Genomic DNA, 24875 nt, shown 5'->3' with positions numbered 1-24875 from the left:
TCCTTTACCACTGCTGGCCGGGGTAAACGCGCTGAAGATACTGCATCTCAGCCAGCATCGGTCCGAGGTGTTCAGTATGTAGCCCCTTCTTGCCGCCCGTGCGATACGCCACTTCCTCGGGCACGCGGAGGGTAGCTTCCGCCAGCCCGGCAAACACTTCGCGCTCCCACGGTTCCCGCAGGGCGCGCGGATCAACCGCCACGTCGGTGTCAATCAGCCCCAGCTCGACGTCGTCGGCGTCGAACAATTCAGCCGTAAAGCGCCACAGGCTATCCACCGCCTGCTGCATTTTCTGTGAGGAGGTTTCTGTCCCGTCCCCCAGCCGCACCAGCCAGCCGCGGCTAAAGCGCAGGTGATAGCGCGCCTCTTTAATGGCTTTTGCCGCGATGGCGGCAAGCTGACTGTCGCTGCTGTGGATCAACCGTTCGTACAGCGCTACGTTCCACGCATCCATCAGATACTGACGGGCAATGGTGTCGGCGAAGCTGCCGTTTGGCTGTTCCACCAGCAGCAAATTGCGGTACTGACGCTCATCGCGGCCATAGGCCAGGGTGTCTTCATCGCCCTTACCCTCCCGTTCAGCGGCGTAGGTCAGGAAATTGCGCGCCTGCCCGAGCAGATCAAGGCCGATATTGGCGAGCGCCAGGTCAATTTCCAGCTCCGGCGCATGGCCGCACCAGGCGCCCAGACGCTGTGAGAGCACCAGACCGTTGTCGCCCAGACGCAGGGCATAAGCAGATACGTTGTTCATCCCCAACCTCACATATGCTCAATGCCATCAGGGATGGTGTAAAACGTCGGATGGCGGTAGACCTTGCTTTCCGCCGGATCGAAAAACTCCCCGCTCTCTTCCGGCTGGGAGGCGACGATTTCACTCGCCTTCACCACCCAGATGGAACAGCCTTCGCTGCGGCGGGTATAGGCATCGCGCGCGTTTTCCAGCGCCATGCGGTCGTCGGCAGCGTGAAGGCTGCCCACATGGCGGTGCGACAGCCCCTGCTTCGAACGGACAAAAACTTCGTATAACGGCCAGTAAACATTGCTCATGGTTGATTCCTCTTATGCGGCCTGGCGGGCGCGTTGTTTTTCCGCGTGGGCCAGAGCGGCTTCACGCACCCATGCGCCGTCGTCCCAGGCTTTACGTTTTGCGGCCAGACGTTCGTGGTTGCAGATCCCGCGCCCGTTGATCACCTCGTCAAATTCGTGCCAGTCGATTTCGCCGAAGCGGTAGTGGCCGCTCTCTTCATCGAAACGCAGGTCGGGATCCGGCACGGTCATGCCGAGCATCTCCACCTGAGGCACCGTGTTGTCCACGAAGCGCTGGCGAAGCTCATCGTTGCCAAAGCGTTTGATCTTCCAGGCGAGACTGCGGGCGCTGTTTGGGGAGTTGTCGTCGTTGGGTCCGAACATCATCAGCGCGGGCCACCAGAAACGGTTGATGGCGTCCTGCAACATCTGCCGCTGTGCTTCGCTGCCCTGCGCCAGCGCCATGCAGGCCTCAAAACCCTGACGCTGGTGGAAGCTCTCTTCTTTACAGATTTTCACCATCGCCCGGGCGTACGGGCCGTAAGACGTACGGCACAGCGCCACCTGGTTCACAATGGCCGCCCCGTCCACCAGCCAGCCAATGACGCCGATATCGGCCCAGCTCAGGGTCGGATAGTTGAAGATGGAGGAGTATTTCATCTTGCCGTCGAGCATCTTTTGATAGATGTCCTCCCGGGCGCAGCCCAGCGTTTCCGCCGCGCTGTAGAGGTACAGGCCGTGTCCGGCTTCGTCCTGAACCTTCGCCAGCAGAATGGCTTTCCGGCGCAGCGTCGGCGCGCGGGTGATCCAGTTTCCTTCCGGCAGCATGCCGACAATCTCAGAGTGGGCGTGCTGTCCAATCTGGCGGATCAGCGTCTTGCGATAGGCATCCGGCATCCAGTCCTGCGGCTCGATGGCCGTCTCCTGTGCGATGCGTTGCTCAAAGCGTTGTTCTTGCGTCACATAACCACCTTTGTGATTCGTTAAATCACCAAAAACAGCATAATGGTGAATCATTTGGTTTCTTAAAAGTTACACAAAGGTTAAATATAACCCCAAGAAGCGTTTGTTTATTTTGTGACGACGCTCGCAAGTCTTTTCATGAAAGGCCGATTATACAAGGCTTTCGGGTGGTCAGGCTAAGCAATAGAGATCACAACGTTAACAATTCATTAAAACTCAGCTTGCTTTTTATGATTCGCGATCAAACTATTTATAGTGAAATCACGAAACACCTGGAGAGAAGAAATGCAGCAGTTAGCCAGCTTCTTGTCCGGCACCTGGCAATCAGGCCGGGGCCGCGAGCGCACCATCACCCACGCCATCAGCGGGGAAACGCTATTTGAAGTCACCAGCGAAGGGCTGGATATGGCGGCCGCGCGCCGTTACGCCATTGAACACGGCGGAGAAGCGCTCCGCGCAATGAGCTTTATCGAGCGCGCCGCCATGCTGAAGGCGGTGGCCAAACATCTGCTGAGCCAGAAGGATCGGTTTTATGCCCTGTCAGCCCAGACCGGCGCGACGAAGGCCGACAGCTGGGTGGATATTGAAGGCGGTATCGGCACCCTCTTCACCTACGCAAGCCTCGGCAGCCGTGAGCTGCCGGACGATACCCTGTGGCCGGAGGATGAGCTGATCCCGCTGTCGAAGGAAGGCGGCTTTGCGGCACGTCACGTGTTAACGTCGAAATCCGGCGTGGCGGTGCATATCAACGCGTTCAACTTCCCGTGCTGGGGGATGCTGGAAAAGCTCGCACCCACCTGGCTTGCCGGGATGCCCGCCATCATCAAGCCCGCCACCGCCACCGCGCAGGTGACTCAGGCAATGGTGAAAGCGATCGTCGAGAGCGGACTGGTGCCGGACGGCGCCATCAGCCTGATCTGTGGTGGCGCGGGCGATCTGCTGAACCAGCTCGACAGCCAGGACGTGGTGACGTTTACCGGGTCGGCCAGCACCGGGCAGAGCCTGCGCGTACATCCGAATATCGTCGCGCATTCCATTCCGTTTACCATGGAAGCAGATTCCCTTAACTGCTGCGTGCTGGGTGAGGACGTGACGCCGGAGCAGCCGGAGTTTGCGCTGTTTATTCGCGAAGTGGTGCGCGAGATGACCGCCAAAGCCGGGCAAAAATGTACCGCCATCCGCCGCATCATCGTGCCGGAAGCGCAGGTTGAAGCCGTCAGCCAGGCGCTGATTGCGCGGCTGGAGAACGTGGTCGTCGGCGATCCGGCCCAGGAAGGGGTGAAGATGGGGGCTCTCGTCAACAGTGAGCAACGTGCTGACGTGCAGGAAAAAGTCGATCATCTGCTTGCCTCGGGCTGCCAGATCCGTCTGGGTGGTAAAGCCGATATGCAGGCGGCTGGCGCATTCTTCCCGCCCACCCTGCTGTTCTGCCCGCAGCCGGACGAAACTCCGGCCGTTCACGCCACCGAAGCCTTTGGCCCCGTCGCCACCCTGATGCCGTACCGCAACAGTGAACACGCCATGCAGCTGGCGCGGGCGGGCGGCGGCAGCCTGGCGGGAACGCTGGTCACGGCAGATTCAAACGTGGCGCGGCAATTTATTGCCGGTGCCGCGCGCGCCCACGGACGCATTCAGATCCTCAACCAGGAATCCTCGAAAGAATCCACCGGCCACGGTTCACCGCTACCGCAGCTGGTGCACGGCGGCCCGGGACGTGCGGGCGGCGGCGAGGAGCTGGGCGGCCTGCGTGCGGTGAAGCACTATCTCCAGCGCACGGCCATTCAGGGCAGCCCTTCCATGCTCGCCGCCATCGGCAAACAGTGGGTCCGTGGCGCGGAGGTGCTGGAAGATCGCGTTCATCCGTTCCGTAAATACTTCGAGGAGTTACAGCCGGGCGACAGCCTGCTGACCCCGCGTCGTACCCTGACGGAAGCGGATATCGTGAATTTTGCCTGCCTGAGCGGGGATCATTTCTATGCCCATATGGACAAAATTGGCGCGGCGGAGTCGATTTTTGGCGAGCGCGTGGTACACGGTTATTTCCTGATTTCCGCCGCGGCGGGGCTGTTTGTCGATGCCGGGGTTGGGCCGGTCATTGCCAACTACGGCATGGAAAACCTGCGCTTTATCGAGCCGGTCAAGCCGGGCGATACCATTCAGGTGCGCCTGACCTGTAAACGTAAAACGCTGAAGAAACAGCGCACTGCCGAGGAAAAACCGACGGGCGTGGTGGAATGGGCGGTGGAGATCTTCAACCAGCATCAGCAGGCCGTGGCGCTTTACTCCATCCTGACGCTGGTGGTGCGCCAGCAGGGTGACTTTTAATCAAAGCAATGGCATTAACCTTGCTGCCTGGAGTGTTTGAGCGCATCAAAATAAACGGAAGGTAATACAGGGACTGGTTGGCTTTGATTAATCGAACCATCCAGTCTGCCTGGTTTGGATAAGTTACAACCGGAAACACTAAGCAAATTGACCGTATAGTTAGCATAGTTATTATTTATCGCCGGGAATATTCCCGCGTTAAATTACATGGATGATTAACAGACTATGGCAATTCCTGTTTACCTTTTCTTGACTGACGATGGTGGTACAAAAATTACAGGCTCGGTGGATGTTTGTTACCGAGAGGGAAGCATTGAAGTCACTGGCTTTACACACAATCTTCGCCTCCCAACCGATCCATTGACCGGGAAAATTACCAGTAAACGTAACCATGCCCCAGTCGTATTTCAAAAAGAAATCGATTCCTCCTCCCCTTACCTGATGAAAGCCGTTGCGACTGGCCAAACCCTTAAAACGGCCGAGTTCAGGTGGTATCGCATTAATGACGCCGGACAGGAAGTAGAATATTACAATATGCGTCTCGATAATATTCGCGTCGTTTCCGTTACGCCATTGATGCATGACATTAAAGACCCGACGAAAGAAAAACATAATCATCTTGAAGTCGTGGAACTACGCTATGATAAAATAACATGGACATATTGCGATGGTAATATACAGTTTGCAGACTGTTGGGCTGAGCGTTAAATATGCGAAATCCTTCCTATTCAACACCCTATAATATTGCATCCTTTGCACCACCTGGCGTGGACGTCGTTAGCCACATGATAATAGCGCGATTTCATGGTGGCCCCTCATTAATGACCTACATATGGTTTTATCAAATGGTCAGAAACCATGGTCCCTGGGATTATAAACAAGGCCGTGCAGAGTATGCCAATTTTGGCAATTTTCATTACGGTGCCGTTGGTGCGGCAGCAGGCATTCCTGAGGGAATTCTGCTCCGGGGGGCAGGCACTGCACAGATTCTTGCCGGGACAAGCGATCCTGCCGAATTTGCAAAATTCCAGAACAATAATAATTACGGTGATGATCCAGTCGATCAGTTATGGATAAGGGCAGGAATAGATTATGCGCGACGTTCGGGTTTTTAACTGGCGAGCTGGAATTATTATCTTTAGTTTTCTCATATTCATTGCATACCCTTTCCGCGATCTTTTTACCGTGTATGAAAATTTGCAGGAAAAAATCAAGGTTAACGATCGTTTAACTCTTTACATCACCCAGGTTGAGACGGGCTCACTGTCTAAAAACAGGTCTCATATTTATCTCTTTGATGCGAAAAAAAGTCCGGAAGAATTCATGTCTAACATTAAGAATATCAATCCCGTCATGATCACCGATGATGATAAAGCTTCAGTGGCAATTAAAAATGGAGACATTTATCTTCGCGTTCGCGGTACGGTTTATTCGTTCACGACGGTAGGTTTCGATGTCTGCATTCATCTCGACAGTTCACCTTACTGAAGCACACTTTCACTTTCACGGGGTGTGATGCACCCCCGGTCTTTTTTTAACCTGGCAAGACTGACAAACAACCTGGCAGATGCAGGCAAACGCTTTTCGTGCGCGCCTGTCAGGATAAGGCTGACACAACACAATAAACACAACAAGATGAGGTCTGCGATGGGAAGCAATTCTTCTTTTTTTGCCCGTAGAACGGCACTGGCCATGGCCGTTGCGCTCTGTTGCGCCTGGCAATCCCCTGTTTACGCTCACGGCAGCGAGGCGCATATGGTCCCGATGGACAAAACGCTTCAGGCGTTTGGCGCGGACGTGCAGTGGGATGATTACGCCCAGATGTTCACCATCGTTAAAGACGGTGCCTTTGTGAAGGTCAAACCCGGCGCCAACACCGCCATCGTTAACGGCAAACCGCTGACGCTCCAGGTGCCCGTGGTGATGAAGAACAATAAGGCCTATATCCCGGAGACTTTTATCAACGATGTCTTTCAGTCCGGTCTTGATCAGACATTCCAGGTTGAAAAACGCCCCCACCCGTTAAACGCGCTGACCGCTGATGAAATCAACCAGGCCGTAGCCATTGTGAAAGCCTCTGCGGATTTTAAACCCAATACCCGCTTTACCCAGATTGCGCTGGCGGAGCCAGAAAAGGCCAAAGTCTGGGACTTTGTGCTTAACGGCACGGCGGTGGATGCGCCCCGCCAGGCCAATATCATTATGCTTGACGGCAAACGCATCATCGAAAGCCGGGTGGATCTGAAGGACAAAAAGATCCTCCGCTGGGAGCCGATCAAAGACGCGCACGGCATGGTGCTGCTGGATGACTTCAATACCGTGCAGCAGATCATCAATGAAAGCCCGGAGTTTGCCGCCGTGCTGAAAAAGCGCGGCATTACCGATCCGAAGAAAGTGATCACCACCCCGCTTACCGTCGGCTTTTTTGACGGCAAGGATGGGCTGAAACAGGAAGACCGCCTGCTGAAAGTGATCAGCTATCTCGACGTGGGCGACGGTAACTACTGGGCGCACCCGATCGAAAACCTGGTTGCGGTGGTGGATCTTGAGCAGAAGAAAATCCAGAAGATTGAGGAAGGCCCGGTCGTGCCGGTGCCGCTCACCCCGCGTCCTTATGATGGCCGTGACCGCGTTGAAACGGTGAAAAAACCGCTGGAGATTATCGAGCCGGAAGGCAAGAACTACACCATTACCGGGGATATGGTGCACTGGCAGAACTGGGATTTTCATCTGAGCCTGGACTCGCGCGTCGGCCCGATGATCTCCACCGTGACCTATAACGACAACGGCAAAAAGCGACAGGTGATGTATCAGGGATCGCTCGGCGGAATGATTGTGCCGTACGGCGACCCGGATATCGGCTGGTACTTTAAGGCCTACCTGGACTCCGGCGACTACGGCATGGGTACCCTGACCTCCCCGCTGGTGCGCGGCAAGGATGTTCCGTCTAACGCCGTGATGCTCAACGAAACCATCCCGGACTATACCGGTGCGCCAATGGAGATCCCCCGGGCGATCGCCATTTTCGAGCGTTACGCCGGGCCGGAGTATAAGCATCAGGAGTTAGGTAAACCCAACGTCAGCACCGAGCGCCGCGAGCTGGTGGTGCGCTGGGTCAGCACCGTGGGTAACTACGATTATATCTTCGACTGGGTATTCCACGAAAACGGCACCATCGGCATTGATGCAGGGGCCACGGGCATTGAAGCGGTGAAAGGCGTGCAGACGAAAACCATGCATGATGCCACCGCGAAGGATGACACCCGATACGGTACGCTGATCGACCATAATATTGTCGGCACCACCCACCAGCACATCTACAACTTCCGTCTGGATATGGACGTGGACGGCATCAACAACAAGCTGGTGGCCATGGATCCGGACGTCAAACCGAACACCGCTGGCGGACCGCGCACCAGCACCATGCAGGTTAATCAGTATGATATTGATACCGAACAGCAGGCGGCGCAGAAGTTTGATCCGGGCACCATCCGTCTGTTGAGCAACACCAGCAAAGAGAACCGCATGGGCAACCCGGTCTCGTATCAGATCATCCCTTACGCGGGGGGCACACACCCGGTGGCGACGGGCGCGAAGTTTGCCCCGGACGAGTGGATTTATCACCGCCTGAGCTTTATGGATAAACAGCTGTGGGTGACGCGTTACCATCCCGACGAGATGTACCCGGAGGGAAAATACCCGAACCGTTCCACGCACGATACGGGCCTAGGCCAGTACAGCAAAGATAACGAGTCGCTGAACGACCAGGATAACGTCATCTGGATGACCACCGGCACCACCCATGTCGCCCGCGCCGAGGAGTGGCCGATAATGCCGACGGAATGGGTGCACACGTTACTCAAGCCGTGGAACTTCTTTGACGAGACGCCAACGCTCGGCAAGAAAAAAGAGCAGAAATAACACGTTGACCGGGCACGATGCCCGGTTTTTCATTCGCTTTCTTGCTGAATACCACTCCCCGATTATAGTTAATGTTACTTCGCTTAATGCTTTTGCAACATCTGAAACATTTTGTAGATATCGAAGTATCCATGAACAACGCTATACATAACCGAGAGGTTTTAGGATGAAAGTCAATGAGATAGCAAGAAGCCTTGCGCTGGCCGGTTTTTTCATTTCCGCCAGTTCAGCCTGGGCCGCAGAAGCCCCTAAGGATGCAACCGCAGCAACTCAGCAGGCCAACAACGCACTCTTCAACCAGCTTCCTTTCTCTGATAACACCGATTTTACCAATGCCCACAAAGGGTTTATCGCCCCGCTACCTCAGGAAATTATCAAAGGGGAGCAAGGCAACACCGTCTGGGATCCACTGCAGTACGCCTTTATCAAGGAAGGCGATAAAGCGCCCGATTCGGTTAACCCGAGCTTATGGCGTCAGTCCCAGCTGATTAACATCAGCGGCCTGTTTGAAGTCACCGAGGGCGTGTACCAGATCCGTAACCTCGACCTGTCAAACATGACCATTATTGAAGGTAAAGAAGGCATTACCGTGGTCGACCCGCTGGTGTCGGCGGAGACGGCCAAAGTCGGGATGGATCTTTACTATAAAAATCGCGGCAAGAAACCTGTCGTCGCTGTTATTTACACCCACAGCCACGTTGACCACTATGGCGGCGTGCGCGGCGTGGTGGACGAAGCCGACGTGAAGTCCGGCAAGGTTAAAGTCTACGCGCCAGCCGGATTTATGGAGGCCGCCGTCGCGGAAAATATCATGGCGGGTAACGTCATGAGCCGCCGCGCCAGCTATATGTACGGCAACCTGCTGAAGCCGGATGCGAAAGGCCAGGTGGGTGCGGGTCTCGGCACCACCACCTCCGCCGGGACGGTGACCCTGATCGCCCCGACCAATATCATCGAGAAAGATGGTCAGAAAGAGGTGATCGACGGCCTGACCTATGATTTTATGCTCGCGCCGGGATCGGAAGCGCCTTCCGAGATGCTCTGGTATATCGAAGAGAAAAAGCTGATCGAGTCTGCGGAAGATGTCACCCATACCCTTCACAACACCTACTCCCTGCGCGGTGCGAAAATTCGTGAACCGCTGCCATGGTCGAAATACATCAACCAGGCAATTGTACGCTGGGGTGATAAGGCCGAAGTTATCATGGCGCAGCACCACTGGCCGACCTGGGGCAACGAGAATGTGGTTAACCTGCTGAAAAGCCAGCGCGACCTCTACCGCTACATCAACGACCAGACCCTGCGCATGGCGAATGAAGGGCTGACGCGTGACGAGATCGCCGCCAACTTCAAGCTGCCGAACTCCCTGGCCAATACCTGGGCCAACCGAGGCTATTACGGTTCAGTCAGTCATGACGTCAAAGCCACCTACGTGCTCTATTTAGGCTGGTTTGACGGCAACCCCGCGACCCTGGATGAACTGCCGCCTGAAGAAGCCGCGAAGAAATTTGTGGAGTATATGGGAGGCGCGGATGCCATCCTGAGTAAAGCTAAAACCGATTTTGACCAGGGCAACTATCGCTGGGTGGCTCAGGTGGTCAGCAAAGTGGTGTTCGCCGATCCAAACAACCAGGCCGCACGTAACCTTGAAGCGGATGCGCTGGAGCAGTTGGGTTATCAGGCTGAATCCGGCCCATGGCGTAACTTCTACCTGACCGGCGCGCAGGAGTTGCGTAACGGCGTGGTGAAAGGTCCAACCCCGAATACCGCCAGCCCGGATACCGTGCGCGCAATGACGCCAGAAATGTTCTTTGACTATCTGGCGGTGCATATCAACGGTGAAAAAGCAGCGGATGCAAAATCGGTGTTTAACATCGACCTCGGCAGCGACGGCGGCAAATACAAGCTGGAGCTGGAAAATGGCGTGCTGAACCACACGGCGAACGCCGAAGCGAAGGATGCTGACGCGACCGTGACCCTCAACCGCGATACGCTGAATAAAATCATCCTGAAAGAAGTGACGCTTAAACAGGCTCAGGATAATGGCGATATCAAAGTGACGGGCGATGCCGCAAAACTCGATGCCATGCTCGGTTACATGGATAAATTTGAATTCTGGTTTAACATCGTGACCCCGTAAAGGCATGCACTCGCGGGCGGTCTTTCCGCCCGCCACAGGGACATTCTCTCTCATGGAAAAAAGACACAACGCCACTCCGGAGCCCGCGACCTGGCCGACCCGTAACGCCATGGTTGTCCACGGGCTGGCCATGAACCTGCCGTGGCTCGCCTTCGTCAACGCGAGCTTTGCGCTAATGATCCTGCTGCGCAATTCCCTGTTCGGCCAAATTGATACCCTCTTACACGTCAGCCCACCTCTCACACAGATGATTGACGCTTCCATGCTGGGGGTAGTCATCCTTTCCGTGGCATTGGTAATAATGGCCTGGCGCCACATCCGCGGCGTCAGCGCCGTGCTGTTAATGTGTAGCCTGCTATGGTCGATAAGTTGTTACTGGTTTATCAACGTGATTCAGCTTCCTCATCCCTGGCCGATATTCGTTACCCTGCTGATGGCCGGTATGACCGCGCTCTATTTTCATCCGGTGGGGCTGGTGTGCTTTATCGCGCCGCTGTGGATCACCATGCCCGTTGCCAGCATGCTGCTGAATCAGGAGATGAACCTTCGCTTTGCCGGGCTGTGGGTGGTGTTCACGTTCATTCTCGTTTGCGGACGCTACATCCTCTTGAGCTGGTTTGAAGAGGCCTGGCGTCGCAACCAGCAGAATCAGCGTTTAATTTCGCGGCTGGATGCGCTGGCCCATCAGGATCCGCTGACGAAAACGGCCAACCGCAGGGCGATGGAGCTGGTGCTGGAAAATGCGGTGGAGCAAGGCAAACGCTTCACGGTCCTGATGCTGGATGTCGACTACTTCAAACTGTATAACGACACCTATGGTCACCAGGCGGGGGACGCGTGTCTCGCGCGGGTCGCGGAGGTGCTGAACACTTCGGTGCGCACGCCAGAGGATGTGGTTTCGCGCTACGGTGGTGAGGAGTTCGTCGTGATCCTCTTTGACTGTGAAGAAAGCGTTGCTGAGAAAGTCGCCGCGCGGATCCAGGCTGGCCTGCGCACCGCAGCCATTGCGCACAGCGCGTCGAAGGTGAGTGAATGTGTGACGGTGAGTATGGGCATTGCCGGCTATACCCCAGGACTGGCCGGCCCGGAAATCATCGCCCGCGCCGATGCGGCGTTGTATCGGGCGAAGGAGTCCGGGCGGGATAGGTGGTCGCTGTAAGTTACGCCGGGTGGCGCTGCGCTTACCCGGCCTACAAAACCAACCTTTTCCTTGCTCCCGTAGGCCGGGTAAGGCGTAGCCGCCACCCGGCGTTTTTTTAATACCGCACACACACCGACTTAGTTTCGCACCAGCCGTCCAGCCAGTCGGGGCGGAAATCATTGCCCGCGCCGATGCGGCGCTGTACAGGGCGAAGGAGGCCGGGCGGAATCGGTGGTCGCTGTAAGTTACGCCGGGTGGCGCTGCGCTTACCCGGCCTACAAAACCAACCTTTTCCTCGATCCCGTAGGCCGGGTAAGGCGTAGCCGCCACCCGGCGTTTTTTTAATACCGCACACACACCGACTTGGTTTCACACCAGCCGTCCAGCCAGTCGGGGCGGAAATCATCGCCCGCGCCGATGCGGCGCTGTACAGGGCGAAGGAGGCCGGGCGGAATCGGTGGTCGCTGTAAGTTACGCCGGGTGGCGCTGCGCTTACCCTGCCTACAAAACCAACCTTTTTCCTCGATCCCGTAGGCCGGGTAAGGCGTAGCCGCCACCCGGCGTTTTTTTAATACCGCACACACACCGACTTGGTTTCACACCAGCCATCCAGCCAGTCGGGGCCGAAATCGCGCCCGGTGCCAGACTGCTTCATGCCGCCGAACGGCAGGTTGGCATCTATCAGCGTGTGGCTGTTCACCCACACGGTTCCGGCCTGTAGCCTGTCGGTGTACTCCAGCGCTTTACTGATGTTCTGCGTCCAGACGCTGGCCGTTAAGCCGTATTCAGTGTCGTTCGCCAGCTGAAACGCCTCTTCCCCGTCAGCTACACGGACCAGATTCACCACCGGCCCGAAGACCTCTTCACGCGTCAGTCGCAGATGATTATCCGGGTTGACCACCAGCGTTGGCGAAACGTAATAGCCTTTGCCGTCTGGCCCCCGGTTCCCGGCGATCAGCTCCGCATTGTGCGCCTTCGCCTCATCCAGAAACGCCTGGACCTTATCGCAGTGGGCGCGCGACACCAGCGGGTTGATAAACGCATCCGGCGACATGCCCGGCCCGACGCTCAGGGATTTCACGGCCTGTTCAAAGCCGCTGACCAGCGTGTCGAACAGCGGAGCTTCAATATATATACGTGAACTGGCCGCGCAGACCTGCCCCTGATTCAGGAAGCTGCCGGTCATCAGCCCTTCAATCACCCACGCCGGATCGGCATCTTTCAGCACGATGGCCGGGTTTTTGCCCCCCAGTTCCAGCGTCACGCCCGTTAGCGTATCCGCCGCCGCGCGGGCAATCTGCTTGCCCGTCGCCGTCGATCCGGTAAAGCTCACTTTGGCAATGCGCGGGTGCGAGGTCAGTGCCGCGCCACAGACGGCGCCACTGCCAGTCACCACGTTGAAAACGCCATCCGGGATCCCCGCCTCGCTCGCCAGTTCCGCCACCCGTAACAGGGTGAGCGGCGTGGTTTCCGAGGGTTTGATCACGATGGAGCAACCTGCCGCCAGCGCGGGCATCACTTTCCACATGCCAATCATCAGCGGGAAGTTCCACGGCACAATCCCCGCCACGACCCCAACCGGCTCTTTACGCGTCCACGCCTGATAACGCGCGCCCTGCGGCAGTGGAATCGAGAGATCGAGGGTTTTACCGGCAATTTTGGTGGTCAGCCCTGCCGTGTAGCGCATCCAGTTCAGGGTGCAGCCCACCTCGAAGGCGCGGGAAATGTTAATCGATTTCCCCTGCTCCAGGGTTTCGAGCTGTGCCAGCTCTTCGCCATGCTGTTCCACCAGATCCGCAAACCGCAGCAGGATGCGTTCCCGCTCGGCCGGAAGCCGCCCGGCCCAGCTTCGGGCGACAAAGGCGCGCCAGCCAGACATCACCGCACGATCGACATCATCAACGCTGGCATCGGCGGTGGAGGCAATGACCTCTCCGGTCGCCGGGTTGTAGACATTCAGACGCTTTTCGCTATCGGATGCCGCCTGACGCCCTTCGATCCACAGGCCGTGCTGACGATCTAAAAACTGCTGCACGCCAGGCAGGACGGCGACGTGTGATTCGGACATAGGATACTCCTTCGTTATGCTTCGCAGGGTGTGTATGCAGTCTAAGAGGGGATTCGCATTCCTGCTTTTGTCTGTGTGACATTCGCTTTGCCAGCTGTGACAGGCTCCGCAAATCGTGATAATTCCCGCTTATATCGCTGTAACCGTTGAGTGTTCTTTCCTATAGTCAGCCTCGTAGCCCTGACAATATGCAACATAAATGCAACAATGCGAAAACAGTGACGGTGCAGCGAGAACATCAATGGCATGTGCAAGCGAACAGGACAATTTTCAGCAGTGGCTGGCGCAAATTAACCAGGTTTGTGGGCGCTTTGCGGCACGTCCGTTAGAGGGGGCGTTTCTCGGCGAACTGGAAACCAGCTATACCCAAAGTCTGAAGCTGAGCACGGTGACCGCCGCAGGCGTTAACCTGTTTCGCACCCGTCAGGAAATCAAAAACGGCAACGATGCCTGGTTCTACACCGTGTTTCAGCTGGAAGGCAGCGCCGGAATCGAACAGGACGACCAGCGCGCGCTGCTGAAAGCCGGGGATATCACGCTGATTGACGCCTCCCGCCCGTGCTCAATTTACTGGCAGGAGCGTTCCCGCCAGATTTCGCTGCTGCTCCCGCGACAAATCATTGAGCAACACGCGCGTTTTCAGGAAGTGAGGTGCGCGTTGCCCCTCTCCCGCAGTCTGCCTACCGTACAGCTGAGCTACCGACTGTTACAGGAGAGCATGGGCAATGCCGATCTCAGCGCCAGTGAAAGCGAAGCGGCGCTGGAGGCGATGGTGTGTCTGCTGCGTCCGGCCTTCCAGCAGCATGACGAGGTGCTGCCGCGCAAGGAGCGTCAGTTCCGCCACGTTCTGTCCCTGATTGACGATCATATTCAGTCGGAGGCATTAAGACCGGAGTGGATAGCCTCAGAGAGCGGCATGTCCGTGCGTAGCTTGTACCGCATGTTTGCCGGGAAAGGGCTGGTGGTGGCGCAGTATATTAAGAACCGTCGCCTCGATTTATGCGCTCAGGCGCTGCGTTCCATCGGCGATGACGAAAAGCTGGCGGGCATTGGCTACAGCTGGGGCTTTACCGACCATAGCCATTTTTCCACCGCCTTTAAGCAGCGTTTCGGGGTTTCGCCGGGCGAATACCGTAAGCGTTACCGCTAGTTACTTTTTCAGCCATTTGCCGTTAATCCCCTTCACGTACTCACCCGGCTGCGCGCGGGCCACCAGCTTTTGCCCCGCCATTTTCGCCACCTCATCGACGGGCAAATTATTGCTGTCAGCAAGCTGCTGGTAACTTTCCGTGCGTGCGGCGTTGATACGGTTCACCAGCGCCAGGGTTTCAGCGTCGTGCTGAACGGGCGCAAGATAGCCGCTCAGGGTTTCCCCTACGCGCCCCTGGGTGCGCGCATCGTTGAGCGTAAGCGTGGCGGCGTGAACGTTCATCCCCAGCGCCAGTAACATCAGAGCTAATCGTTTCATGGCATCCTCAGAACAGATCGCTGCGGGATTTCAGCAGGGCTTCGACGTCTTTATCCACCTTGATATGGATTTCATGCTCGATTTTCACGTTCATGTTGATGGTGATCGGCTCTTTGGGCGCCGCCACTTCAATGCGCGGCGTGCAGCCTGACAGCAGCGCGACGACGGCCACGGTGAGTACACCAGCCCTCTTTTTCATTGTTGTTCCTCACTTTCCTTGCCTGTCGAACCGCGGAGAAGGGGTATCGCCGCATGTTGCTCAAACCATGTTTGCAGATTGTCCCCAAAGCGCAGGCTGCGCCAGAGGGTAAAAATGTTCTCTTCATGGGTGTAATTCAGGTTAACGAAACTGCTTTTGCCCTCGACGCGGCTGGTGCCTTTAATGGCCGCCTGCATGGTTAACACACCCAGATTATCCACATTGAGTTTTGTCCACGACTGCGAAATTTCCATATAGCGGAGCCAGTTGATCGCCGCCCCGGCAACCACGTTGTCTTTCACAATGGCATCCGCCGTGTCCTGGTCGATGCGCAGCGTCATCGGCCCCGGGTTGGTCAGCCAGCCATCTTTAATGATCCATTTCTCATTGTCCAGCCAGAACGGCAGCGCGCCGCTCACCGGGCCGGACATGGCAAACTGCTTCGGATTTACCGCGCTTATCAGTTCGCTGGAGGAAATATTATCCACGCGCAGTAAAGCCGGATCGTGCTGCGGCATTCTCAACTGCTGCATGGTGATTTTCCCGCCGAGCGCTTCCACCTTCACGTTGGTGAGCAGGAGCGGGTTCGCTTCGGTCCAGGGATAATCGCCCTGAAGATCCGCGGTGAGATTTCGGGCTGTGACCAGGTTTTTCACCTCGTCGATTCGTAACGTTACCGGTCCGCGCGTGCCCAGTGACCAGGTGCCCTGGCTTAAGCGGAACGGCAGAACAAAATCAACGCCGTTGATTTCGTTATCCGGCATCCACGCGCTGCCCGCTTTCAGCACCCCGTGCCCCCCGGCCTCAAACCCCTGGTCGGGGGCCGCTGAGAAAGCCACCTGCGCGTACATTTCGCCGCCGCGCAGGGTCATTTTCCAGTCTGGCGGGATCAGCGGCTGGAACACTGTAAGAGACTGTTTTGGCCACCAGGCCTGACCGCGGAGGCGTTCGCCGTCCCAGCGTCCATTCACCTGGACCGGGCCGATGTCATCCGCATGAAGGTTCCCTTTAAACTGGAACACCGTCGGGTCTGACCCGTCAACGCTGAAGGTCAAAACGGACGGCGGCAGCACGCTTCCGCCTGAAAAGCTTGTTTGCCCGGCATTGAGCGCGAGCGCGCCGCTAAAGGTGGGGTTATCCGGGTCCCGCGACCAGCGCACCGGGTGATCCAGCACCAGGCGCGGTTTGCTGACCAGCATCGTGCCGTACTGCAATTTGTCGAACCCCGTGGAAAGATCGGTCAGTTCGATAACGTTGTCGCGCCACTCCCCGGTTCCCCGGACATCCCAGCGCGCGTTCATCGGCGTGAAGTTCCCTTTACCCCAGTAGCGCCACTGCCACAAACCGTTGTCCGGTAAAAAGTCGTTAGCCTGGCCGTCCAGATGCAGCTCAAAATTGCCCATCTCGTTTTCATGCGCCCGCAGAATGGCTTGCAGGCGGCCGTCCACGCCCTTTTGCGTGAGCTTCACGCCCGCCAGCGGCCAGCGGATCTCATCGATATCCAGCGAGTCAATGATGCGTCCGCGCGAGCGCAATAGTGCGCCGGGGTCAAACGTAAGCTGCGGATCGTAAAGGCTGCCGGTCAGCTTCGCCGGGAGTCTGGCATACAGGATCAGATCGTTTTGCTTGGCTTCCCCGCTCAGGTGCAGCGGCATAGCGCTGTTTTCCATACTGAGCGAGCCGGGACCGATATTCAGCACCGCGTTGCCCTTACCCGCGTCCCCCTGGGTCAGCACGTTGAGCCGCCCCGTGAAGGTGGCTTTCTCCAGCCCCTGCTGCCAGTTATCCACCTTCAGGCCGATGCGACCGCTCATCGGCATACCGGAGGCTGACCAGTTCCAGCGCCCGTCGCTGATGGTCAACTGCTGAGCGGTGATCTGCCACGGTAAATCGAGCAGCGGATCGGGGTTGTCCCGCGCCATAACCACCAGCTGGCCCTGATTATCCTCCCAGTCCAGATCGGCATCGACCAGCGAGGATAACTGTGGCACGTTAAAGGTCGCGACCGTATGCCCTTTCACCGGTACGCCGTCCGGCACCAGCGGCAGGGTAAATTCACCGACCAGCTTCACGGGCTGCGACTGGTCCGGCAGCTGCACATCGAACTGGCTGAAGGAGAGCGTCTGGCCGCGCAACTGCCCCTTAATGCTCACCTGCTCGCCTTTATAGGTGATGTCCTGGCGGGCTGGCGTGAGTGAGGCATGCAGCTCACCCTCCCACTGCTGCCAGGGAGAAAGGGTAAAACGGTGGATGGTCAGCCAGGTGTTGGGCAGGATGGCCTTCCACTGCGCCAGCGTTTTCGGCGCCACCGTAGACGGCGCCGATTGCGGTAATTTGCTCAGGCAGACAGAGTTAAGTTCAAGTGCGCCAATATCCAGATCCCAGCGGCTGGGGTGTGACAGGGTCACGTTTTCCACGCGGGCAATTTCGCACTCTTCTACCAGATAACGGAGATCGGGGATGATCAGGGCGTGGCGCGTGAGCCTTGGGCTTTTTTCAAACGCGATGCGTGTTCCAACGGGAAGCCAGATCCCGGCGAGCGTGGGCACCCACTGGGCGAGCGTCATCAGCAGCGTCAGCGGCACAAGAAATAGCAGCAGTAATAGCGCGATTGCGGCTTTGTATTTACCCTTCATGGGCAGTTAATATCCTGATTTTGCGAAATAAATAAGCCGTTCTTGCCGCTCATTGTCGCATGTTTAGCCAGTCAGTTGAAGGTAATGCCATTTTTAAGAGTAGATGCTCTACAATAATTCATAGAACTTATTGATTTCAATGAATTTTGAAAAATTGTAAGATAATTTTAAACATGCTAACGTGGTTCCAAAATCACTGGAGAAAGTCTTATGAAACTCGCGGTATATAGCACAAAGCAGTACGACAAAAAGTATCTGCAACATGTTAACGAGACGTACGGTTTCGATCTTGAATTTTTCGACTTTCTGCTGACTGAAAAGACGGCTAAAACCGCCCACGGCTGCGAAGGCGTGTGTATCTTCGTTAACGATGACGGTAGCCGACCGGTACTGGAAGAGTTGAAAAAACAGGGCGTGAAATACATTGCCCTGCGCTGCGCGGGCTTTAACAACGTCGATCTCGATGCCGCCAAAGAGCTGGGTCTGAAGGTTGTTCGCGTTCCGGCCTATTCTCCGGAAGCCGTGGCAGAACATGCGGTCGGGATGATGATGTCGCTCAACCGTCGTATTCACCGTGCCTATCAGCGTACCCGTGATGCCAACTTCTCTCTTGAAGGGCTGACTGGCTTTACCATGTACGGTAAAACCGCAGGCGTGATCGGTACCGGCAAAATTGGTGTGGCCGCCCTACGCATCCTGAAAGGATTTGGCATGCGCCTGCTGGCGTTTGATCCGTACCCAAGCGCCGCTGCGCTGGAGCTGGGCGTGGAGTATGTCGATCTGAAAACGCTCTTCTCGCAGTCTGATGTTATCTCCCTGCACTGCCCGCTGACTCCTGAAAACTATCACCTGCTTAACCAGTCGGCGTTCGACCAGATGAAAGACGGCGTGATGATCATCAATACCAGCCGCGGCGGACTGATCGACTCTCAGGCCGCTATCGAAGCGTTGAAAACGCAAAAAATCGGCGCGTTGGGTATGGACGTGTATGAGAACGAACGCGATCTGTTCTTTGAAGATAAATCTAACGACGTGATTCAGGACGACGTGTTCCGTCGCCTGTCGGCCTGCCACAACGTGTTGTTCACCGGCCACCAGGCGTTTCTGACCGCCGAAGCGCTGATCAGTATTTCGGAAACCACGCTGGGGAATTTACAGCAGCTTGAAAAGGGCGAAGCGTGCCCTAACGCGATCGTTTAAGACCGTCAGGCCGGGTGGCGGTAACCTCTGCCCGGCCAATAATAAGCCCATCAGAAAAATAAGCACAGGTTAACTATTACGATGGGTAACGTTCATCGTAAATATAACAATCAAGGATATGACTGTTCCGGTGTGACCATATCAGAATGAGGCTCTGCTGAAGGCTGCGTGATTTGCTGCACTATCGTAACCAGTTGTTCAAAAACAGCTCTCATTTGCGTCGGGTAGGTTAAAGACAACCAGGTTGCCAGCACTGCTCCAGCCAAAAAGCCCAACTTCATACACCATCCCTAATAAATTTAGCGAGATACAAGCTTTAACGTATGTGTGGTGCCGGGTGCCTCCCGGTGAGTCGTTGGTCAGCCACCTTGACCCGCTACTGATTGCCTAAGCTACACGTGCTGTTTAGCCCCTCCGCACAGGGGGATTCACCACGCGAGAAAAATAACACAGTGCCCCGGCTGTTTAGGAGATATTTCGTTTAAAAATAAATAATGACCATACAAAATTAATCTATAACTGTTTTCAGGAACCCTTCTACACTTTAAGCGGATATATCAGTAATAAGATTAATATAAGTCAGTTTTATTACGTCCCTAAATGCTGGGCTATTTACTTAGCCTTCACACATGTTGCCATTAGCAGAGGAGTCTGAAATATGGCATTCGTAACAACGAAAGATGGTGTCAGTATTTATTACAAAGACTGGGGTCCGAAGGATGTGCAGCCGATCGTTTTCCATCACGGCTGGCCGCTGAGCGCCGATGACTGGGATAACCAGATGCTCTTTTTCCTTGCAGAAGGCTTCCGCGTCATCGCCCTCGACCGTCGTGGTCATGGTCGTTCCGATCAGGTAAGTGAAGGTCATGATATGGATCATTATGCCTCCGACGCATCAGCCGTGGTCGAAAGCCTTGATTTGCGTAATGCAGTGCACGTCGGCCACTCCACCGGCGGAGGCCAGGTCGCCAGATACGTTGCGAAGTACGGCCAGCCTCAGGGGCGGGTGGCCAAAGCGGTACTGGTCAGCGCCGTTCCTCCGCTGATGGTAAAATCAGACACGAACCCCGGCGGTACGCCCATTGAGGTGTTCGACGGCTTCCGCCAGGCGCTGGCCGCTAACCGCGCCCAGTTTTACCTCGACGTCGCCAGCGGTCCTTTCTATGGATTTAACCGAGACGGAGCAGAGGTTTCGCAGGGAACAATCCAGAACTGGTGGCGTCAGGGTATGATCGGTAGCGCCAAAGCCCACTATGATGGCATTAAGGCATTTTCAGAAACCGACCAGACGGACGATCTCAAAGCCATCACGGTTCCCGTCCTGGTGTTGCAGGGTGATGACGATCAGGTCGTCCCGTATAAAAATGCCTCCCTTCTTCAGGATAAGCTGCTCGCAAACAGCGAGCTTAAAATCTATCCAGGCTTCCCGCATGGGATGCATACCACGCATGCAGATACCATAAATGCCGATATCCTGACGTTTATTCGCTCATAAAGACGTTGATTATCCATAAAACAACCGGGCACCACGCCCGGTTCTCTTTTGCGGCAACAATTGAGCGACCATTTCAGGAAGAAACGCTTACAGGAGTTTGATTTTTACTTCATACCCCTCCAGGCCTGTCATGGCCTCACGAGCGATAAACTCAATTTCAGATACTTCCTGCCCTGTTTTTTTTCGTAGTTCTGCAATTTTTTTGGCTATAAGCGCTGAAATTTCTTCCTCTGCCTTTTGCGTCATTGCGTCAACTTTCATATTTACCTCTTGCGGCCGTTTACTGTTTCCAGTATCTAACTGGTTTTAACCATAACCCTATGTAAAGCGTAGACTATCTGCGTTACGTATGCTGCCTTCACCTTGAGATGAGGGGCAGATGGGGCCATTGCATTTAAATATGCATTTAGATTGCATTATTTGAATAAGCTGTTATTGTGCCAACGCCTTAGAGCACATAAACATAAGAAAAGATTTGACTCAAACTCGCCCCGCACCAGGGGCATTTTTTTTGCTCCCTATAAGCAAAAAACCCGCCATGAGCGGGTTTCTGCGTTATTCGGAAAGATTATTTGAAGACTTCTGCTACGGCCTGGAAGTTAGGGCCATGCTCTCGAGCAGCGATGATGACATAGTATTTCCCGCCCTTCTCATCTGCCAGTTTCGAGAGTTTTTGATGAAGATCTGAAGGTGAAGAAATTTGTCCACCTGAAGCCCCTACAGATACATTGCCCAGGTATTCAAGTTTGAAGTGGTGCGCTTCATCTTTGGAAATCATATCTGCCGCAGATGCGCCAAAGCTTGCAACTGTTAAAGCCAATACACTCCCTAATAGTGCTTTTTTCATATCATTCCTCCTGTTAATAAATCTTTCTATTTAACATTAGCATCAAATATGGGAATGATCCGTGCCAATGTCGTAGAGAGACTGAGCGATAAGCGTCGCCTGTTGAGCATTATTACCTGCCCTCTCTGACGCAACCTGCGATTACAGCAGGTTCATCTACTATACTGACCTGTGCAGTTAGCATTTATCTGCCCGGTTGCGCATTAGGTAACCGAAACTTACCTGTACCATGACCATCAGGAGAACAATATGCACACGAGTAAAACCCTGAAAAGGCTGCTAGCCGTATCAGCAGTTGCAGCAATGTTCAGCACCGTTGGCGTACAAGCCCAGACGACAAGCGCCGCGCAAACTAACGCTGCGGGCCAGGCTCAACCGGACGCCAGACTCAGCTCCGGCGACGAGAAAGCGTTAAAGGACATGGCGCAGGCCAATATCAACGAAGTCGCCGCCGCCAGGCTCGCCCTGGACAAGGCCCAGACCAGTGAAGTGAAAACATTCGCCCAGAAAATGGTCGACGACCACGGCGCCGCCCTGACCAAAGTGCAGGCCGTTGCCCAGAAAAAGGGCGTAGAGCTGCCGACCGAGCCAGACGCCGCCCATAAAGCCCTGAACTCAAGGCTTGAAAACCAGCGCGGTGACGCTTTTGACAAAATGTATATGGAATATGCTGGCGTGAAGGACCACGAGAAGGTGCTGTCGAAGCTTAAGAGCGACGCCAGTAAAATCGACGATCCGGATGTGAAAGCTTTGGCCAACGAGCACACGCCGGTCGTTGAGCAGCATCTGAAGTCCGCCGAGCAGATGTCAACGCGAGCTGGCACATCAGCCGATAAATAAGTGCGTCGGTGAAACGACTACTGCAAAATAAAGTGGGGTCCGCAGGCCCCACGCTTATTTCACCTTCCTGATGAATTATTCCGGCAACGCGTAGACAACCACCTGATCGCCTACCTGATCCTTCAGGATCGTGTTCCCGCCAGCCACGAAGGCCACATACTGCCGACCCTTATATTCATACACGGACGGGTTCGCTACCGCTGGAGCTTCTGCCTGATCGGACCACAGCTCCTCACCGCTCTCTACCGAGTAGGCACGCACTTTGGCATCCATTGAAGCACCGATGAAGATCACGCCACCCGCCGTCACTGCCGGGCCACCAATGGTAGGCGAACCCCAGCTTTCCGGCATGAAGAAGCCATACTGCTGTGAGGCGCCAACCGGACGACGCCATTTCACATCGCCCGTGTGCATGTCTATCGCCACGATTTCACCAAACGGCGGTTGCCAGCACGGCATGCCCAGCCAGTTGCTCGCCACCAGCAGACGCATACCGTACGGGGCGCCTTCCTGTGGGGCAAAGCCGCTTTCGTTGCCGGAGTCTTTGTCCGCGTTATCGTAATCCTCACGGCTGTAGAGCTTCACGTACTGAACGATATGCGAGGTGTTGACGATGGCGATCTGTTTTTGCGGATCGAACGCCACCCCGCCCCACTGCACGCCGCCGGCGCTATCGGGATAGGTGAGCGTGCCTTCGCCTTTGGTGGTAGGCGGAGTATACATTCCCTCATAGGTCAGGTTATCCCACAGGCGAGAGCACTGGCCGCCACCGACGATATCCGCCAGCTTCCAGATTTCCGGCTTTTTCGACTGGTCGAGCAGCGGCGCAGGTTTGGTCGGGAACGGCTGTGTAGGCGAGAGAACTTCGCCCTGGACCGAACCATCACCCTGCGGAACCGGACGCTCTTCGATTGGCCATACGTCCTCCCCGGTCAGGCGGTTAACCACAAACAGGAAGCCCTGCTTGGTGGCCTGAACCAGCGCCGGGATCTGCTTGCCGTCTACGGTGATATCCATCAGCGTCGGGGCAGAGTTGATGTCGTAATCCCAGACGTCGTGGTGTACCCACTGACGGGACCAGACCACTTTACCGGTGTTGATGTCCAGCGCGGTGGTGGAGGTGCCAAGCGGAATTGCGTCGACGCGGTTGCCGCCCCAATAGTTGGGAGACGGCGATGAGACCGGGAGATAGACCAGCCCATTGGCCTCATCGGCGGACATGTGCGTCCAGACGTTGGCGGTACCGGTACGCTTGCGGATCTCTGCCGGTATCGCCTCAAAGGTCCATTCAAGCTTGCCGGTCTGGGCGTTGACAGAAAATACGGTACCCGGAGGCGCTTCGGCATAGGCCCAGTCTTTCCCGGCCCAACCCACCAGCAGATGGTTGCCGACGACGGTTGGCGGTTGCAGGACAGAGAGCGGATACTTGGCGTTAACGGTGTTCCACTGGTTCAGATCCAGCACCCCGTTGTCCGCAAAGCCGCTGCACGGTTTGCCTGAATCGGCGTCCAGCGCAAAGAGCTTGCCGTCAACGGTGCCCATATAGACCATCTTCTGGCACGCCTCTCCCTTCACCGGATTTTTGGCCTGCCAGTAGGAAACGCCGCGGTTTTTCAGCACCGGCTGGGTCAGTGCCTTGCGCGACGATTTAGTGTCATAGTGCCACTTCTCTTTACCCGTGCCCGGATCCAGCGCAATCAGGCGATCGAAAGGGGTACCGATGTAGAGCGTGTCGTTAGCGAAAATGGGCGTTGCGGACCACACGGTCGCTGGCGTATCACCTTTACCATCCGAGACGTCGCCGGTATGGAACTCCCAGACTTTCGTTAATTTACTGACGTTATCCGCCGTGATCTGGGTAAGCGGGCTGTATTTCTGCGCGTTAAGCTGGCCGTGGAAGCTGTCCCAGGTTGGCGTGCCGGGCACCAGCGGCGTCGCTGGCTGGCTGGCCGAGGCGACTTTCTTTCCGTCACCGCTACCGGTTGAGGCATCGTCTGTGGTTTTTGTGGTTCCAGGCGCCTGCTGATCGGCCGCATCAATATTCAGTGATTCCTGGGTCCCCTGAGAGGCCTCAGCGGCTTTATCCTGCGCCTGCAGCGCGAACGGGGTGACCAGCAGCGCCAGCGCCGTCATGCTGACTTTTATGAAGGGATAATGCTTATCGTTATGCACGGGCGGCTCCTCAGGTTCTGACGGAATGGTTGTAACGGGCGGAATGGCTGCTCAGCATAATCAGACCAATCAGGCCGACCACCATGGCTGCCGTTATGATGTACTGGTGCAGCAGCGCGGCGGCAAAACCAATACCCGCCAACACCACCAGGGTGACAATAATCAGGAAAACACGCGCCCCGCGCCCCGATGCCGCACGTAACACAAAGATCAGTATCGCCAGCACCGCGCTGGCAATGGCCACGCCCAGTGCGCCAATGGTGCCTGTGACGCCGGTAAGCGGCGTCCACCAGGCGTATAGCGCCACCGCGAAGCCTATAACCGCGGCCAATAGCAGCAAAATAGTGCCGACGCGCGAAGATTGAGAATGCAACATACCAGGAATCCCCCTCTAAAAAATGCAAAATGGACCAACATTAAGGCGTTTTCGTGGA

General features: G+C 55.9%; 22 protein-coding genes and 1 pseudogene. 11 read left to right on the top strand and 12 right to left on the bottom strand.

Annotation, left to right across the window (positions count from 1 at the left end; translation table 11 throughout):
- Positions 1–4 precede the first annotated feature (4 nt).
- From paaC to paaA, 3 genes are read right to left on the bottom strand one after another with little or no spacing between them, the layout of a single operon-like run.
- Positions 5–751, bottom strand: coding sequence for a 1,2-phenylacetyl-CoA epoxidase subunit PaaC (gene paaC, locus HWQ15_RS18940; RefSeq protein ID WP_063148843.1), 747 nt, complete (start codon positions 749–751; stop codon positions 5–7).
- Positions 752–759: 8 nt separating this feature from the next.
- Positions 760–1047 (bottom strand): 1,2-phenylacetyl-CoA epoxidase subunit PaaB, encoded by a 288-nt coding sequence (gene paaB / locus HWQ15_RS18935; RefSeq protein ID WP_003857353.1) that lies wholly within the window; start codon positions 1045–1047, stop codon positions 760–762.
- Positions 1048–1059: 12 nt separating this feature from the next.
- On the bottom strand, positions 1060–1989 hold the full coding sequence (gene paaA, locus HWQ15_RS18930) for a 1,2-phenylacetyl-CoA epoxidase subunit PaaA (RefSeq protein WP_022648019.1): 930 nt from the start codon (positions 1987–1989) through the stop codon (positions 1060–1062).
- Between the two features lie 285 nt (positions 1990–2274).
- On the opposite strand from paaA, the gene paaZ reads away from it, so the two are divergent.
- The 7 genes from paaZ to HWQ15_RS18895 all read left to right on the top strand — a co-directional run bounded on the left by paaZ (position 2275) and on the right by HWQ15_RS18895 (position 11534).
- Positions 2275–4314 carry a phenylacetic acid degradation bifunctional protein PaaZ gene (paaZ, locus tag HWQ15_RS18925; protein WP_063138214.1) on the top strand — a complete coding sequence of 680 codons (2040 nt, stop codon included), beginning with the start codon at positions 2275–2277 and terminating at the stop codon, positions 4312–4314.
- A gap of 225 nt (positions 4315–4539) precedes the next feature.
- Positions 4540–5022, top strand: coding sequence for an Hcp family type VI secretion system effector (locus tag HWQ15_RS18920; RefSeq protein WP_022648017.1), 483 nt, complete (start codon positions 4540–4542; stop codon positions 5020–5022).
- A gap of 113 nt (positions 5023–5135) precedes the next feature.
- Positions 5136–5429, top strand: a complete 294-nt coding sequence (locus HWQ15_RS18915) for a polymorphic toxin type 44 domain-containing protein (protein ID WP_223825170.1) — start codon at positions 5136–5138, stop codon at positions 5427–5429.
- Positions 5407–5802: a hypothetical protein gene (locus HWQ15_RS18910; RefSeq protein WP_022648016.1), complete on the top strand. Its 396-nt coding sequence runs from the start codon at positions 5407–5409 to the stop codon at positions 5800–5802. The genes HWQ15_RS18915 and HWQ15_RS18910 overlap by 23 nt, the downstream gene beginning before the upstream one ends.
- A gap of 159 nt (positions 5803–5961) precedes the next feature.
- Positions 5962–8235, top strand: a complete 2274-nt coding sequence (gene tynA, locus HWQ15_RS18905) for a primary-amine oxidase (protein ID WP_063148842.1) — start codon at positions 5962–5964, stop codon at positions 8233–8235.
- 166 nt (positions 8236–8401) lie between these two features.
- Positions 8402–10375, top strand: coding sequence for an alkyl/aryl-sulfatase (locus tag HWQ15_RS18900; protein ID WP_063148841.1), 1974 nt, complete (start codon positions 8402–8404; stop codon positions 10373–10375).
- A gap of 52 nt (positions 10376–10427) precedes the next feature.
- Positions 10428–11534, top strand: a complete 1107-nt coding sequence (locus HWQ15_RS18895) for a GGDEF domain-containing protein (protein WP_045309013.1) — start codon at positions 10428–10430, stop codon at positions 11532–11534.
- 97 nt (positions 11535–11631) lie between these two features.
- Here HWQ15_RS18895 and HWQ15_RS23485 read toward each other — a convergent pair.
- Both HWQ15_RS23485 and HWQ15_RS18890 read right to left on the bottom strand, forming a co-directional pair.
- Positions 11632–11706: pseudogene (locus HWQ15_RS23485) on the bottom strand (hypothetical protein); the annotation flags it as partial.
- 378 nt (positions 11707–12084) lie between these two features.
- Positions 12085–13584 (bottom strand): aldehyde dehydrogenase family protein, encoded by a 1500-nt coding sequence (locus HWQ15_RS18890; RefSeq protein WP_063148840.1) that lies wholly within the window; start codon positions 13582–13584, stop codon positions 12085–12087.
- Positions 13585–13825: 241 nt separating this feature from the next.
- Here HWQ15_RS18890 and feaR point away from each other — a divergent pair, with 241 nt between their 5' ends.
- Positions 13826–14734: a transcriptional regulator FeaR gene (feaR, locus tag HWQ15_RS18885; protein ID WP_023300024.1), complete on the top strand. Its 909-nt coding sequence runs from the start codon at positions 13826–13828 to the stop codon at positions 14732–14734.
- Here feaR and HWQ15_RS18880 read toward each other — a convergent pair whose 3' ends face one another.
- From HWQ15_RS18880 to HWQ15_RS18870, 3 genes are read right to left on the bottom strand one after another with little or no spacing between them, the layout of a single operon-like run.
- Entirely contained in the window at positions 14735–15052 is a 318-nt protein-coding gene (locus HWQ15_RS18880; protein ID WP_022648010.1) for a YdbL family protein, read from the bottom strand.
- Between the two features lie 7 nt (positions 15053–15059).
- Positions 15060–15251 (bottom strand): YnbE family lipoprotein, encoded by a 192-nt coding sequence (locus HWQ15_RS18875; RefSeq protein WP_003857369.1) that lies wholly within the window; start codon positions 15249–15251, stop codon positions 15060–15062.
- Complete coding sequence (locus HWQ15_RS18870) at positions 15248–17887, bottom strand: YdbH family protein (protein WP_063148839.1); 2640 nt, start codon at positions 17885–17887, stop codon at positions 15248–15250. The genes HWQ15_RS18875 and HWQ15_RS18870 overlap by 4 nt, the downstream gene beginning before the upstream one ends.
- A gap of 210 nt (positions 17888–18097) precedes the next feature.
- Between HWQ15_RS18870 and HWQ15_RS18865 the strand changes: the two genes are divergently transcribed.
- Both HWQ15_RS18865 and HWQ15_RS18860 read left to right on the top strand, forming a co-directional pair.
- On the top strand, positions 18098–19087 hold the full coding sequence (locus HWQ15_RS18865; protein WP_022648008.1) for a 2-hydroxyacid dehydrogenase: 990 nt from the start codon (positions 18098–18100) through the stop codon (positions 19085–19087).
- A gap of 658 nt (positions 19088–19745) precedes the next feature.
- Complete coding sequence (locus HWQ15_RS18860) at positions 19746–20582, top strand: alpha/beta fold hydrolase (protein WP_063148838.1); 837 nt, start codon at positions 19746–19748, stop codon at positions 20580–20582.
- Between the two features lie 87 nt (positions 20583–20669).
- On the opposite strand, the gene HWQ15_RS18855 is transcribed toward HWQ15_RS18860, so the two are convergent.
- Positions 20670–20843, bottom strand: a complete 174-nt coding sequence (locus HWQ15_RS18855; RefSeq protein WP_022648006.1) for a GnsA/GnsB family addiction module toxin — start codon at positions 20841–20843, stop codon at positions 20670–20672.
- Between the two features lie 307 nt (positions 20844–21150).
- The gene (locus HWQ15_RS18850; protein ID WP_003857380.1) at positions 21151–21429 is read right to left on the bottom strand and encodes a DUF1471 domain-containing protein; all 279 of its coding nucleotides are present in this window, start codon (positions 21427–21429) and stop codon (positions 21151–21153) included.
- Positions 21430–21678: 249 nt separating this feature from the next.
- Here HWQ15_RS18850 and HWQ15_RS18845 point away from each other — a divergent pair, with 249 nt between their 5' ends.
- Complete coding sequence (locus HWQ15_RS18845) at positions 21679–22269, top strand: DUF4142 domain-containing protein (protein WP_032624324.1); 591 nt, start codon at positions 21679–21681, stop codon at positions 22267–22269.
- A gap of 75 nt (positions 22270–22344) precedes the next feature.
- On the opposite strand, the gene HWQ15_RS18840 is transcribed toward HWQ15_RS18845, so the two are convergent.
- Positions 22345–24441, bottom strand: coding sequence for a pyrroloquinoline quinone-dependent dehydrogenase (locus HWQ15_RS18840; protein ID WP_022648004.1), 2097 nt, complete (start codon positions 24439–24441; stop codon positions 22345–22347).
- A 10-nt stretch (positions 24442–24451) separates the two neighbouring features.
- Positions 24452–24817: a hypothetical protein gene (locus HWQ15_RS18835; RefSeq protein ID WP_023300020.1), complete on the bottom strand. Its 366-nt coding sequence runs from the start codon at positions 24815–24817 to the stop codon at positions 24452–24454.
- Between the last annotated feature and the right edge of the window lie 58 nt (positions 24818–24875).

The sequence above is a fragment of the Enterobacter sp. DSM 30060 genome (genome assembly GCF_013375955.1).
In the GTDB taxonomy this organism is placed as follows: domain Bacteria; phylum Pseudomonadota; class Gammaproteobacteria; order Enterobacterales; family Enterobacteriaceae; genus Enterobacter; species Enterobacter intestinihominis.
The sequence above is the reverse complement of the archived record's forward strand: the minus strand, read 5'-3'. Positions and strand labels throughout refer to the sequence as shown.

Excerpts from the sequence above, each read along its gene's own strand:
- paaC (WP_063148843.1), bottom strand. The coding sequence starts at position 751 with ATGAACAACGTATCTGCTTATGCCCTGCGTCTGGGCGACAACGGTCTG.
- paaB (WP_003857353.1), bottom strand. The coding sequence starts at position 1,047 with ATGAGCAATGTTTACTGGCCGTTATACGAAGTTTTTGTCCGTTCGAAG.
- paaZ (WP_063138214.1), top strand. The coding sequence starts at position 2,275 with ATGCAGCAGTTAGCCAGCTTCTTGTCCGGCACCTGGCAATCAGGCCGG.
- HWQ15_RS18920 (WP_022648017.1), top strand. The coding sequence starts at position 4,540 with ATGGCAATTCCTGTTTACCTTTTCTTGACTGACGATGGTGGTACAAAA.
- HWQ15_RS18915 (WP_223825170.1), top strand. The coding sequence starts at position 5,136 with ATGACCTACATATGGTTTTATCAAATGGTCAGAAACCATGGTCCCTGG.
- HWQ15_RS18910 (WP_022648016.1), top strand. The coding sequence starts at position 5,407 with ATGCGCGACGTTCGGGTTTTTAACTGGCGAGCTGGAATTATTATCTTT.
- tynA (WP_063148842.1), top strand. The coding sequence starts at position 5,962 with ATGGGAAGCAATTCTTCTTTTTTTGCCCGTAGAACGGCACTGGCCATG.
- HWQ15_RS18900 (WP_063148841.1), top strand. The coding sequence starts at position 8,402 with ATGAAAGTCAATGAGATAGCAAGAAGCCTTGCGCTGGCCGGTTTTTTC.
- HWQ15_RS18895 (WP_045309013.1), top strand. The coding sequence starts at position 10,428 with ATGGAAAAAAGACACAACGCCACTCCGGAGCCCGCGACCTGGCCGACC.
- HWQ15_RS18890 (WP_063148840.1), bottom strand. The coding sequence starts at position 13,584 with ATGTCCGAATCACACGTCGCCGTCCTGCCTGGCGTGCAGCAGTTTTTA.
- feaR (WP_023300024.1), top strand. The coding sequence starts at position 13,826 with ATGGCATGTGCAAGCGAACAGGACAATTTTCAGCAGTGGCTGGCGCAA.
- HWQ15_RS18880 (WP_022648010.1), bottom strand. The coding sequence starts at position 15,052 with ATGAAACGATTAGCTCTGATGTTACTGGCGCTGGGGATGAACGTTCAC.
- HWQ15_RS18875 (WP_003857369.1), bottom strand. The coding sequence starts at position 15,251 with ATGAAAAAGAGGGCTGGTGTACTCACCGTGGCCGTCGTCGCGCTGCTG.
- HWQ15_RS18870 (WP_063148839.1), bottom strand. The coding sequence starts at position 17,887 with ATGAAGGGTAAATACAAAGCCGCAATCGCGCTATTACTGCTGCTATTT.
- HWQ15_RS18865 (WP_022648008.1), top strand. The coding sequence starts at position 18,098 with ATGAAACTCGCGGTATATAGCACAAAGCAGTACGACAAAAAGTATCTG.
- HWQ15_RS18860 (WP_063148838.1), top strand. The coding sequence starts at position 19,746 with ATGGCATTCGTAACAACGAAAGATGGTGTCAGTATTTATTACAAAGAC.
- HWQ15_RS18855 (WP_022648006.1), bottom strand. The coding sequence starts at position 20,843 with ATGAAAGTTGACGCAATGACGCAAAAGGCAGAGGAAGAAATTTCAGCG.
- HWQ15_RS18850 (WP_003857380.1), bottom strand. The coding sequence starts at position 21,429 with ATGAAAAAAGCACTATTAGGGAGTGTATTGGCTTTAACAGTTGCAAGC.
- HWQ15_RS18845 (WP_032624324.1), top strand. The coding sequence starts at position 21,679 with ATGCACACGAGTAAAACCCTGAAAAGGCTGCTAGCCGTATCAGCAGTT.
- HWQ15_RS18835 (WP_023300020.1), bottom strand. The coding sequence starts at position 24,817 with ATGTTGCATTCTCAATCTTCGCGCGTCGGCACTATTTTGCTGCTATTG.